General features: G+C 50.9%; 7 protein-coding genes. 5 read left to right on the forward strand and 2 right to left on the reverse strand.

Annotated elements, in window-relative coordinates; genetic code table 11:
• Nucleotides 1–24: 24 nt before the first annotated feature.
• Together GZZ87_RS19025 and GZZ87_RS19030 are read left to right on the forward strand one after the other, a co-directional pair.
• Nucleotides 25–2,955 (forward strand): PDZ domain-containing protein, encoded by a 2,931-nt coding sequence (locus GZZ87_RS19025; RefSeq protein ID WP_162024462.1) that lies wholly within the window; start codon nucleotides 25–27, stop codon nucleotides 2,953–2,955.
• A gap of 20 nt (nucleotides 2,956–2,975) precedes the next feature.
• Nucleotides 2,976–4,496 carry a sulfatase-like hydrolase/transferase gene (locus tag GZZ87_RS19030; protein WP_162024461.1) on the forward strand — a complete coding sequence of 507 codons (1,521 nt, stop codon included), beginning with the start codon at nucleotides 2,976–2,978 and terminating at the stop codon, nucleotides 4,494–4,496.
• 402 nt (nucleotides 4,497–4,898) lie between these two features.
• On the opposite strand, the gene GZZ87_RS19035 is transcribed toward GZZ87_RS19030, so the two are convergent.
• Together GZZ87_RS19035 and GZZ87_RS19040 are read right to left on the reverse strand one after the other, a co-directional pair.
• The gene (locus tag GZZ87_RS19035; protein WP_162024460.1) at nucleotides 4,899–5,537 is read right to left on the reverse strand and encodes a response regulator transcription factor; all 639 of its coding nucleotides are present in this window, start codon (nucleotides 5,535–5,537) and stop codon (nucleotides 4,899–4,901) included.
• Nucleotides 5,534–7,699: an ATP-binding protein gene (locus GZZ87_RS19040; protein ID WP_162024459.1), complete on the reverse strand. Its 2,166-nt coding sequence runs from the start codon at nucleotides 7,697–7,699 to the stop codon at nucleotides 5,534–5,536. The genes GZZ87_RS19035 and GZZ87_RS19040 overlap by 4 nt, the downstream gene beginning before the upstream one ends.
• Before the next feature lie 197 nt (nucleotides 7,700–7,896).
• Between GZZ87_RS19040 and GZZ87_RS19045 the strand changes: the two genes are divergently transcribed.
• The 3 genes from GZZ87_RS19045 (at nucleotide 7,897) to GZZ87_RS19055 (ending at nucleotide 13,204) form a co-directional block, all read left to right on the forward strand.
• Nucleotides 7,897–8,763 carry a PEP-CTERM sorting domain-containing protein gene (locus GZZ87_RS19045; protein WP_162024458.1) on the forward strand — a complete coding sequence of 289 codons (867 nt, stop codon included), beginning with the start codon at nucleotides 7,897–7,899 and terminating at the stop codon, nucleotides 8,761–8,763.
• 255 nt (nucleotides 8,764–9,018) lie between these two features.
• Nucleotides 9,019–9,813, forward strand: coding sequence for a PEP-CTERM sorting domain-containing protein (locus GZZ87_RS19050; protein ID WP_162024456.1), 795 nt, complete (start codon nucleotides 9,019–9,021; stop codon nucleotides 9,811–9,813).
• Between the two features lie 247 nt (nucleotides 9,814–10,060).
• The gene (locus GZZ87_RS19055; RefSeq protein ID WP_162024454.1) at nucleotides 10,061–13,204 is read left to right on the forward strand and encodes a LamG-like jellyroll fold domain-containing protein; all 3,144 of its coding nucleotides are present in this window, start codon (nucleotides 10,061–10,063) and stop codon (nucleotides 13,202–13,204) included.
• The last annotated feature ends 347 nt before the right edge of the window (nucleotides 13,205–13,551 follow it).

Genomic DNA, 13,551 nt, shown 5'->3' on the forward strand with positions numbered 1-13,551 from the left:
CCAATTTTTTTAAATCAGACGTCTATGAAACAACTATTTAGCTTCAAAAACTCCGCCCTTAAGCTCCTCTGCGTGTTGGCGATCCCATCCATTTCTCAAGCAGCAGACATCTATGTCAGCACCCAAGGAACGGACTCCAATTCCGGCACAAAATCCGCTCCTGTTGCATCACTCGCAGCTGCACAAAACCTAGTAAGAACGGTTGCCGGTAAAGAAGCGGTGACGGTGCACGTGGAAGATGGCATTTATTATCTCCCTGAAACACTGGTATTCACTCCGGAAGACTCTGGGGCCATGCAAGCTCCGGTCATCTACAAAGCTGAAAACGAGGGCAAGGCGGTTTTGAGTGGTGGTTCACAACTCGATTTGACGTGGCAGCCGTATCAGGGCGGAATCTTCCAGGCTCAAACTCCAGCCGGTCTAGTCATCGACCAGGTCTTCATTGATGGCCGCAACCAGCGCATGGCGCGTTACCCGAATTACGACCCAGCGAAGAAGGCGGAGCCATATCAAGGATTTGCGGCGGATGCCTTTTCGAAGGAACGCGCAGCAAACTGGGCAGATCCGGCTGGCGGCTATATCCATGCCATGCATGTGAAGCGCTGGGGCGGCTACCATTACCAAATTACTGGTAAAAATGCTAAAGGTGAAGTCACTTACGAAGGTGGTTGGCAGAACAATCGTAAGATGGGCATGCACAAGGACTACCGTATGGTGGAAAACATTTTTGAGGAGTTGGATGCCGAAGGGGAGTGGTATCACAACGCGAAAACTAACACGCTCTATTACAAGCCGACTGCAGGGGTTGATCTAAAGTCAGCGAAAGTGGAAGTCGTGCGCCTTCGCCATTTAGTCGAGTTTGAAGGCAGCGAAGCAAATCCAGTCAAATACATCACACTGCAAGGCTTCGTCGTGCGCCATGCCGCTCGCACCTTTATGGATGTGAAGGAGCCGCTCTTACGCTCAGACTGGGCCATTTATCGCGGTGGGGCATTCCTACTGACAGGCACCGAAGATATCCAGATATTGGATACGGAATTTGACCAAGTCGGCGGCAATGCGATTTTCGTTAATAATTACAATCGCGATGTGCTCGTTAAAGGCTGCCACATTCATGATGCAGGCGCGAGTGGTGTCTGTTTCGTTGGTGATCCAGACGCAGTGCGTGATCCCTTGTTTGAATACAACGAGAAAAATGATCTGTCGAAAATAGACCGCACTGTGGGACCGAAGACCAACAATTACCCTGCAGACTCTGCAGTGGAAGATTGCTTGATTCATGGCATTGGTCGTGTTGAGCGCCAACCTGCAGGGGTTCAGATCTCTATGGCGATGGATATCACTGTGCGTGATTGCTCGATCTACGATACGGCGCGTTCTGGTATCAACATCAGCGAAGGCACTTGGGGTGGTCACTTGATCGAGCGCTGCGACGTATTTGACACTGTGCTGGAAACACATGACCACGGTTCCTTCAACTCATGGGGACGTGATCGTTTCTGGCGCTCAGATCAACAGACTTCGCAAGCCGCAATTGATAAGGATCCGACACTACCGTTTCTAGATGCAATGAAGACGACTACGATTCGTGATAGCCGTTGGCGCTGCGATCATGGTTGGGACATTGACCTCGATGATGGTTCGACCAACTACGACATCTACAATAATTTGATGCTCAACAATGGCTTGAAGCTGCGTGAGGGCTTCCGTCGCCATGCATGGAATAACATTACGGTCAACAACGGCCTGCACCCACACGTCTGGTATCATGGCAGCAAGGACCAAGTGTATTCCAATATCTTCATGAGCGCACACAAGCCCGCTCGGATGAGCTCACCTTATGTCGATGGCACACGTGTCGACGAGAATCTCTACAGCGTGAACAAGGCTGCTGTGATGAGAAACTCTAGTAAATTGCAGTGGGACAAAAATTCCATTTACGGAGATCCGATGTTTATCGATCCGGCCAATGCAGATTTCCGAGTCAAGGACGGCTCTCCAGCATTGGAAGTCGGTTTTAAGAACTTTCCAATGGATCAGTTCGGCGTGAAGAAGCCTTCGCTCAAAGCGATTGCTCGCACACCGATTATTCCTCCGTTGAAAACCTCTGGAAGCAGATCAGGCAAACCCGGACAGATCACCAAATCTGTGCCGCAACAGGTTACATGGCTCGGAGCCACATTGAAGAATCTGGAAGGCGTGGAGTTCTCCGCATATGGAGTCAGCGAAGAAGAAGGCGGTGCTGCCTTGACGGACATTCCAGTAACGTCGGCTGCTGCCAAGGCTGGATTGACGGAGGGCGATCTGATTCAGGGAGTGAACGGCAAGGCCGTAAAAAACACTGACCAGTTGTTTCAAGTGCTTTCGGCAATTCAATCTGAATCGCTTAAGTTGAAAGTCGTGCGTGACCAGAAGGTGATTGAGTTGACTGTCGTTCGGAGGTCGATCGTTGAAGTTGAGACATCTTCGAGTCCTGAGGGATTTACGAAATTGCCAGTGCCTGCTACTTCAGTGCAGACAGTTACGGCCAATCAGAAGACCGGCAATAATTCGGTGGCCGTTTTGACCGACGGAAAACTAGCTACAGGATATGGCCCAGTATTTGCAAATGCCACTCGAAACGGTGCCTACAAAATGGACTTGGGCGCTGTGAAGCCAGTGACTGAGATTACGAGCTGGTCGTATAATATGGGGAATACGCGTGGCGCACAGAAGGTGATCATTTACGGCAGCAACTCCGCGACCGATCCAGGTTGGGATCTTAAAAAATTCACACCGCTTGGTAGTATTGACACTGGTGCTGCCATGGCGAAGTTTATTGCAGCTTCCCTTCAATCTCTAGATGGAAAGACGTTGGGCGATTTTCGCTGGATCGTTTGGGCGGTCTCACCAGTAAGTCCTGCGGGTGGCGGTGAGAACACCGCCTTTCAGGAACTTGCTGTCGTAACTAAATAATAGGATTCGCATCGCAGCTTATGAGAGCTTTAAAAATTGTGCGACTCTTGTTGTTTGTCGCCTTGAGTCAGCTCACTCATGCTGCGAACAAGCCCAATATTGTCTTTTTGATGACAGATGACCAGCGCTGGGACAATTTCGGTTGTTACGGCAGGCCTGAGTTCAGAACGGAGAATATTGATCGTCTTGCGCAAGAGGGCGTCATCTTTGATAATGCTTACTATGCGGTTGCGATTTGCCTGCCGAGTCGTGTGACGATGATGTCGGGGCGATATCTATCGAATCACAAAGTCGGGTTCTCGCATCCGTATAACTACACGCTCTCCAAGTCAGATTTCAACAACACCTATCCTGCCATGCTTAAAGCTGCGGGGTATCGCACAGGCTTTGTGGGGAAGTTCGGGTTTCCCGTGACCGATGAGGCCTATGAACGTAAGGGCATTGTTTCGGGCTATAATATACAAAAAGAACTCTCTCCATACTTTGATTTCTTTGCGGGATCGGGCGTGCACTTTCGTGGTGCGTTTGCTGCATGGCCGAAAGATGAAACGTTGGATGCCATCTACAGTAAGGAACGACCGCTTAACGAGCGCACTCTAAAGACGGGTGATGCGATGATGCATTTCCTTGAGACTCAGCCCAAAGATCAGCCATTCTGCCTCTCGATTAGTTTCTTTGCGGTTAAGAATGACAAGGACCACGACATGTATCCACCCGACGTCGCGGAGTTCAGTGAGTATGATTTCAGCGTGCCTGAAAACTGGGTGGAAGGTCGGAATACGAAACTGCCTGAGGTGCTGGATAATTGGCGCGGCGTTGCTTTGCACAAGCAACGCACATCGACGCCTGCGCTCTATCAAAAGTTGGTCCGACGCTTTGCTACTCAAGGATACAGTGTCGACCAGCAGGTCGGTCGATTGATGCGACAGCTCGCAACAATGGGAGTGCTCGATAATACGGTGATCCTCTACACGAGTGACAATGGGCGTTTCCATGGCTCGCACGGTCTCTATGACAAAGCGATTCTTTATGATGAGTCCGTGAAAGCCCCGTTCATCGTGTTTGACGGTCGAGTGGCGAAAGAAGCTCGCGGGCGCCGTGAGTCTGCGCTGATGTCTTCAGTCGATGTCGCGCCGACCATCGTCTCGTATGCGGGCTTAGAGATTCCTGATAGTATGCAGGGCCGCGACCTGACTCCAGTGATTGAGCAAACTCAAGACCTCGAGCAATGGCGCGACGCAGTGTATATCGAAAGTTTGTTCATCGGTAGCCTGCACTCCAAAAAGGTGCCCGCAAATATCGCCGAAATCAACGAACGTGTCATTGCGGATAATAAATCGTATCGCTCACGAGGCGTGAGGACAGAGCGCTATAAATACTTCAGCTACTTCGAGCATACGCCCGTCATTGAAGAGCTCTATGACATCGAAAAAGATCCGCAGGAAATGAACAATCTCGCCACCAACCCTGAGTATACGAGTGTCCTTGAAGCCATGCGAAAGAAAGCGGAAAACCTCTCAGAGGAATATTCTGCAAACTAGGTAGGATGGTTTTCTGGACTCCCAGTGAGAGCGCTCTTTCTGCCATGTCCATGACCCGATACATAATCTCGGCACATTAAGTTAGCGCTAAATGGCTCCTTCCCTGCGAAGGGAAGGTGGATCGCGAAGCTAGACGGAAGGGTTCTTTGCGGAACCGAAGCAGCTTTGTTGACCGCTTGGCTTAAATAACCGTGAAAACCCCTCCGACCCCGCAGACGGGGCCACCTCCCCTTCGCAGGGGAGGAGTTTGAAAGAGTTGATTGATAACGAAATATTAACGAGGCAAATATGTGTAGAAGGATATGCTGCGCAGGGGAGGAGTTTAAAATAGAGCATAAGTGACGTTCAATTAAACGATGCAAAGACATGTATGAGGGGATGCTTGAATACGGATTCGCCCTCTTATTTTCCAAACTTAAGCATGATTTCTGCGCGCGAGTTGATGTGGAGCTTCCGGTAGATTCTCCGGACGTGGCTGCGGACGGTATCGAGGCTCACGTAGAGATCGCTTGCGATTTCCTTGTAGGGCTTGCCTTTGACCAGAAGGTCGAGCACGTCCTTCTCGCGCGGGGTCAGACCATCTTCTAGTTTGTTTTTGGGACTTTGCTGGAAGTAGCCCACGAGCTGACGCGCAATGTGCGGGCTCATCGGTGAACCTCCGCTATTGGCGAGTTCAATTGCTTCGACGACCTCAGCGGGTGGTGTGCGTTTTAAGAGATATCCACAGGCGCCCGCACGCAGGGCGTCGAAAATTAAATCGTCCTCCTTATACATGGTGAGCACGAGACAGATGAGATCGGGGCATTTGGCTTTTAGCTTTGCGATGCATTCGATCCCGTTTTTCCCAGGAAGGTTGATGTCCACCAATGCCACTGCGGGTGGGTTTCTTGGGAGCTTCTTGATCGCTTCTTCGCTGCTTCCGTATATCGCGTGACAGTCGATGGGGGAGTTGGGGAGTTGGAAAAATGTTTCCAGAGCACTGGCGAAACGCTCGTTATCTTCAATCAGGGCTACGGAAATGGGGGCTTCGATTTTGTTCATGAGATGGGGAATTTTATTTCGACTGTGGTGCCGTTGTTCTCATTTGGCAACCATTCACAAGTGCCATCGATGGCAGCCATGCGGTTACGCATATTGATGAGGCCGTCTTGCCCGGGTGTGTTGGGTGCCTCTGAGAATCCGCAGCCATTGTCGGCGATCTGGATGATGAACTGATCGGATTCGTGGGCAAGGGTAATGGACACTTCACTTGCGCCAGCGTGTTTGACGATGTTTTGCAGTGCTTCTTTGAATACGAGTGCAACCTCATGACGTATGCCAGAGCGAAGGTTGAGTGTGGGCCATTTGTTTTGGCTGTCCATTATACAATCGATCCCGAGTGGGAGCAGGTAGTCATCCGCATATTGTATCAGAAAGGTTTCGAGCGCAGCAACTGTGTTGTTGCGAGGGTTGACTGCCCACACTGTTTCATCCAGCGCAGCCATTGCTCCACGCGTGTAACCTGCAAGTTTCGATAGATCCGTGTGGGCTACGTTGGACAAGTCATGCTGAGCAGCAAATACGTCGTGGAGCACGGCGATTTGCGCAAGACGCGCGCCTACATCGTCGTGCATGTTTGCGGCGATACGTGAACGCTCAACCTCCAGAGCTGATTGGGCTTTCAATTGATCGATTTTTCGCTTCGAAACATACCGAGCTAACAAAATTCCGATGATTAAGGTCACGGATCCTATCAACCAAAGAAATGCAGGCGTTTCCGTAAACTTAGCATCCACAACGAAGGAAATGTCCAAGACGGAGGCATCCCAAGTGCCGTCGCTGTGTGCCGCTTGGAGCTCCATGCGGTGCGTTCCTGGTGGCGGGCACGCAGTTTCAAGTAGAAGTGAGTTTGACGTGCGCCAACCTTTATTCTCACCATCCAGTCTCCAGCGGTAAAGCTTGGCTGGTGGTTGGCCGGTCTGAGGAATCTCGAATTGAAAGCTAAGCCGTCCGATTGCCGGAGGAATGCGTAACTGCGAGTCTTCCGGAAGCACCAGGTCGTCTGCGATTACAGCGACTAGCTGCGGGGTGCGTGTCTCATATACTTCGATTTCGGCTAGCTGGGGGGTGCGGGCAATAGAGCTTTCACTAGAAATACGAATGTAGCGCCCGTGAAACGCCCCAATGCCGTCTGCCGCGCGTAAAACATCGACCGCTCCTGACTCTGGGAACGATCCATCTGGACGGTTGAGAGTCTGCCACGTCGGTGATGCTCCTGTTTGTGGGGGCTCATCATAGAGCTGGATCCGCATGTTACCGAAACGTTCCAGACTGAGGTTATCCCCGCGTTGTCGCAGGCCGACATGATCGATTTTCCTCTGTTGCCCCAAGTCGATTTCAAAATAGAAGTTTTGTCCGTGAGCTCCACTTCCTGGATGTGCGAGCGTTGACGGCCAGCCATCAGTGAGCGCGTCCGCCGTCATGTGCCTGTAGCGCTGGGGCGCTTTTTTGTATACGATATTCGACGTTTGATACAGAGGATGCGTCACGGTTACTGGTGCGCCGAGTGCCACGTTGGTTGAAGTCGACAAAACCTCGACTCGAAACTCGGTGAGCACGAAGTCTCCGGTGAGTCCCCACGCCATTACTGTTTTGTTTATCGGCCTCACATTGCGCTGCACCGGAAATACCTCGATTCGGAATCCTGTGACAGCTTTACCGGGAAGCCGGGTAGAGATCCGATAGATCTCATCCGGAATCATCCCCGTGGTAACCGCATGCGTTTCTTCTGCACGTATACGACCGCCGCTGTCCGTTGTGAGTTCGCAGGTGATTGCGCTGAAATTCAGAAGGGGCAGGGCGACCCAGTTGCCATTTTCAGAGGGCACTTCATCCGTTGTGAAGGTCACTGAGAAGTCAGCGAAGGCCGAGTGCGGATCACCTGACATGAAACAGAGCGACAGCTCCAGGAGATCCGCTTCCACGGGATTCTTGGTCGTGAAGATAATGGATTGCGGCAAGTCAAACTTCTTACCGAGGCTCCAACCTGTGGACGACGCATTGCGGCCGTCGATCGTGCTTTCAAGGTCTGCCGCATCACCATGAGTGTAGGTCGCTTCGACCTCGGCAAATTCGACTTGGGTCCGTGCCCACATGGGAACTGTGAGCGCCATAAATACGAAGACGAGTGCCAGAAAGCGTAATAGGTTGTGGGGAGCAGGCATTGAGTCGAGTAAGCTATATGATCACTAGCCATCGTCAATGCCTCCATTTGGGAAAAGAAACGATGTGGGCCAAATTCACATCTTCATGCGATAGCGGAGCGTCTGGGTTTCTGGTATTATATGGTATCCATTGATGCCTCCTGACTTTCTCTTGGAGTGTCAATAATCGCTATAAAAATAAAGCCTAAGAAAAAAATATGAAGAAACTATACACAGCATTCAGTGCCGGCCTATTGCTTGCGGGGCTGGCGCAGGCGGCCGTCTACGATATTGGAACAGATTCCACGGTGACGTATGATTCATCGCTCGACACGCTGACCAATACGGGACCTATTACGGATGGTGATTGGACCGACAGCACGCTGAAAATCAACGACGGCAGCAATTTGTCCAATACGGATTTCACTGCGTTGGGGATCACTTCTTGGGCGACCGGTAAGTTTAGCACAAACGGCGGGACTGCTGTGACAAACTTTAACGGGGCGAACCTGAGCGGATTGGGGCTGACGTTCAGCGGGAACAACTTCGGTTACAATGACACTTTTGTGGGAGCGGACTTTTCCAATTCGACCATTAGCAACGCTAGTGGTAACAATCAGTTTTTTCTGTTCAGCGATCTATCCTATGCTAATTTCTCGGGAGCCACGATCAACATTAATGGCAACCTCAATACGTTCCGGGATGCCACACTGACGGGGGCTGATTTTTCGAACATTACATGGGGAGTTGCGTCTTCCGTCGGCTTCTCTACCTTTTTTAGCGGCGGCGCCGGATCGACCTCTGTGGCCGATAAAAACCTTGCGGCAAATTTCAGCGGCGCAGACCTGAGTAACCTGACTGGGACGGCAGCGACCGAATTGATTGCTAACCTTGGTAAATTTGACGGGGGCACTGCGATTGGAGCTTTTTATGATGATGCGCTTATTGCGAATTCGGGAGGAGCTTTCACGAAGACTGCGTTGGACGCCGCAGGTTGGCAATCTATCCCAGAGCCTAGCAGCTATGCCTTGCTCGCCGGCCTCTTAGGCATGAGCTGCGTCATGGCTCGTCGCCGCAGGGCTTAGTCACCATTTTTTTGGGTATCATCTATAGGGGGTGATTATCGGTGCGCTTTGAGAGGCGACACCGAACCGCGCCGAAGTGCTTCTAAAGCACTTCGGCGTTTTTTTGGTCTGATGGAATTCCAATTGGCGATCATATTTCACATTTTCATGCGATAGCGGACCGTCTGCATTTCTGGTATTATATGACTCTACTGATATCTCCTGACTTTTTCTTGGAGTGTCTGTAATTCCTCAAAAATAAACCCTAAGAAAAATATGAAAAAACTATACGCAACATTCACTGCCAGCTTATTCCTCGCTGGGATCGCGCAGGCGGTCGACTACGATATCACCGTAATTAATGGCGATTCTGCTGCTGTTGATTACACCGACGCAACCTTTACCGGCTCCGTCACATTTACTGGAAATAATTTTGGTCATAATGACAATTTCACCAATGCTGATTTCTCCGGCACGACGATAACTATAGGCAGCGGAGGTAGAACTGGCAATCAGCCGTTTATTGCTGCAAACATTACAGGCACTGACTTCAGCGGGGTGACTTTCAACATTTCCCCGTATGCGCACAATACTGCTGACAGTCGGTTTAACGCATTCACTACTGCAACTGGCACAGGAGCTAATTTTTCAAATTCGACTTGGAATTTTACCACTACAGACATAAGCCCTACTAATACTGGTTTCTTTAGTGGTGTATTGGCTGGAACTGCTGGAGCTGCGAATTTAGCAGGTAAAGCGGATGCGTTTGATTTTTCAGGTGCCACCTTCACATTTGCTGGAGCTACTGGAACGGCACTTACGGCCAATAGAACTCTCGTTATCGGCAATCTCGGCAGCTCAGGCACCACAGAAGCGACTGCGTTTGGTTCGATTGCTGATGCAGCCTTCTTGACCAACAACTACGCAGCATTTGGCTATGCGGATGCGGCAGGGCTTAGCACAGCTTTGACCGCTGCTGGTTGGCAGGTTATCCCAGAGCCTAGCAGCTATGCATTGCTCGCCGGTCTTTTAGGTATGAGCTACGTGATGGTTCGTCGCCGCAGGGCTTAGTCAGAATTTTTGGGTATCATCTATAGGAGGTGATTATCGGTGCGTTTTGAGAGGCGACACCGAACCGCGCCGAAGTGCTGTTAAAGCGCTTCGGCGTTTTTTGGGCCTGATAGAATTTTAATTGGCGATCATATTTCACATTTTCATGTGATAGACGGTGCTCCTAGTTATCGGTATTCTACACTGTATCTCAATGGCGTTTATATTCTGCAATTTTGTATGAGGATAAGCGTGTTACCCCTCATTTATGATGATTAAATTACCCCTAAAAAGTATTAAAGAAACCTGCTTATTGCACCCATGGGGTGATGCCGTAAAGGTTGCCCTTTTTTCTGTTTTAATAATCGTTTGCTCTGCAAATTCCGCAACTGCTCAGGTTGCTCAGTCCGGGGATAATCCGATCGTATTCGATCAGACGGCCACAACAGATAATGTAGTCGTGTTGATGGCGGGAGGTTCCGAGCACAATGACGAGTTGACGATCCGTAGTGCCGGGACTCTCAAGCATTTATGGATCCAAGACTTTGATGATACTTCGGACTACATGCAGTGGACGATCTCTCTTGAAACCGCTGCGGACTACCATGTCGATGCCTTGCTTTCTGCGAATGCTGGAGAGACGTTTAACCTGAGTGTCGTCGAAACGGGCGAAACACTCGACTTCTCGAAGGATACCGGTGGATGGACGAAGCAAGATGCTGGAATCATTTCGCTACCAGCGGGAACTAGCACCTTGCGGCTGGTTCGCACCTCGGCGTCTGCGAATGTCCTCATGAAAGCACTGGAGTTGATCCGCGAGAGTGATCGTGCTGCGTATGAACAGCGCATCGCCGATTTCAAGGTAGATAGCACATGGTTTAGTCAAGCGGGTTACGGCCTAATGTTTCAGTATGGAGCCTGGGGCTATCCAGAAACTGGAGACAAAAAGAGCCTAGAGGACCAGGCCAACGATTTTGACGTGCCGGCCTTTGTCGAGAAGGTCAAGAGGACTGGAGCTTCCTACGTTATCTGGTCGGTTAGTTGGTGGGAATATAAAATCAATGCACCAATTGCTTCGGTGGATAGCTATTATGGTGACAGCTCCCACACGTCGAGCCGCGACCTGATCGGTGAGGTGATGGACGCACTGGATGCGGAAGGGATCGATTTCATGCTCTACTATCATCGTGGGCAAGTATCAGAGTCTCCATGGTTTCTTGATGAAAGTTTTCCAAGCACAGAGTTTACCGAGCGAGGCACTGGGGATCGTAGTGCCTTTTTTGATAGTTGGGTGACGATCATTACTGAGTTTGGAAACCGCTATGGGGACAAGCTCGACGGGTGGTTTTTTGATAGTGGAATGGTCTACTACCCTGCGCCTTTCGAGCGTATGGGTGCCGCGGCGCGAGCGGGGAATCCGAACCGTCTGGTTTCCTACAACCCATGGGTGGCCGTTCGTATGACAGACTTCCAAGACGTGATGTTTGGTGAAAATCATAAGGGAACCACGATTACTGGGAGTGCGGACGCAGGTGGTGACGGTATTCTGACCGATGGTCCCAGTGCGGGGCTGCTGCAACACGGGATGTTCAAAATGGAAAACGACTGGGGCGTTCACAACGAGGACCAAGCAATCAATACATCGATCACGTCTGCAAATGCGCTGTCCTATGCGGAGAATGCCAAGGCACTCAATGTGCCGATTAGTTTTTGCATGATGATGTGGGAGGACGGGACTGTCTCACAGGATTCATTGGACGTCTTAGAGGCAGTGCGGTTGGCGAATTTGTCTAACGTAGTGGTGACGACTGCCAGATCCAGCACAGCGCCAACGGTGAGCGATAACGATCTGGCTCAGGCGCACTACTTAAGTAGCTCGGCTACGGGTGACAACGGTGTCGGAACGCAGCACGCGCAATTGTTTAACGGCACGACCGATAATACCGCGAATGTGACGATGGACAGTCGCAATACTTTCACAGTGACACTCGATACGTCGGTCAATACCAACGGCTATGCAATCACCGGAATCGATTCTGTTTTCGGCTGGGATACCGCAGCGAGCGGACGCTCCAATCAGGGGTATTCCATCGTGCTGACCTTTGTCGATGATACCACCGCGACCCTAGTCGATGCGACTCATTGGGAACCCAATACCCCGACTGCAGAATACTGGACGCAGGTATCCTTTCGAAATGCGGATCAAGGGGCGCTCAATAGCGACACGGTGACTGTGAACTCGGAGACAACGGGAGGCACTGGAGTCATTGCATCTGGAGTCAAGGCTGTGACCTTCGAGATCACGCAAGATGCGAATGCCGGCGGAGTCGTCGTGGCGAGCGAGATCGATATTTTGGGTGTCGCAGTGATTCCGGAGGGTTTGATCGCTCAATGGAAGCTGGATGATGGCAGCGGGGCAGTCGCTGCCGATGAGACCGGGCGCTTCCCAGGGACGATTACCGATGCCACATGGGCGTCTGGTCAGACGGGCACCGCTTTGGATTTTAACGCAGGCAGTTCGCGAGTCACGATCCCGGCTGAAGCACTCGGCTACCTAAGCTCTGAAATTACGATCGCGATGTGGGTCTATGGTGATACGACTCAACCGCGCAATGACTCAGTCTTCTTCGCAGTGGATAGCTCGGGGAATCGCGTGCTCAATATCCATCTCCCATGGACTGGTTCGGTTGTTTACTGGGATGCCGGGAATAGTGGGGGATCGGCGTTTGACCGTATCAATAAGACTGCCAGCAGCGCCGACTTCCAAGGGCAGTGGAACCATTGGGTTTTCACCAAAGATGCGTCTAATGGAATTATGGAGATTTATCTGAATGGAGCCCTCTGGCATAGCGAGACGGGTATGGTCAAAACCATGAATGGCATCACGGCGGGCACTTTTGGTGGTCAGATCTCCTCGTTTTCCTACGATGGTCTGCTCGACGATGTGCGGCTTTACAACGTCGCGCTCACAGATGCGGAAGTCGCGGGGATCTACTTCTCGTCGGTGGTGAAGGACTATGCGTCATGGCTGACATTCTACCCCTCGCTGAGCGATGCCGCTCGCACGAGTGACCCTGAGGCCGACGGCATTGAGACTGTTTTGGAATATACGCTCAACGGTAATCCGATGGTCGCCGACATGGAAATCCTGCCGCAGGTCGATGTCTCCGGAGACAACTACGTGTTCACTTTCACGAGAGTCGTTGCGTCTGCAACGGATACGGTGCAGTTGTTTCAATACGGTTCCGATTTAATGGGCTGGACGGATGTCAACATCACGGCACCTGCGGGAGCTGAAGTCGCGCTCGGCACTCCAGTGGACGGACTGCAGACGGTGACAGTTGTCATCAGTAAGGGTGCTGCCGTGGATGGGAAGTTATTCGGGCGACTTAAAGTAACGGAGCTGCCATAGAGCGAAAATATAACGAATTTCGACGTCATAATCGTAATCTTACTCATAATCTTAATCCTCTGAGTAGGTTCGTAAGGTCTTCTATTACAAAGTTTAGATTATGATGAAGATTAAGAGTAGGATTAAGAACATAGCAGACGTGTAGATTGCGTTCTTCTTTTTGAGACAGTGCTCCAAGCACGCCCCCTACGAATATTTCTGAAGCATTAAGAATCACTATTCGTGATGAGCGGCCGTATACTACAGTCTTTACCGTTCTTCGGCGGCTTCGTTGTCCTCTGTATTCACTATTTCGGTATCATTCGGGGGGCGATTGAGGTCAAATCTCACACAAACATGCGATAGAC

The sequence above is a fragment of the Lentimonas sp. CC4 genome (assembly GCF_902728235.1).
Lineage (GTDB): Bacteria > Verrucomicrobiota > Verrucomicrobiia > Opitutales > Coraliomargaritaceae > Lentimonas.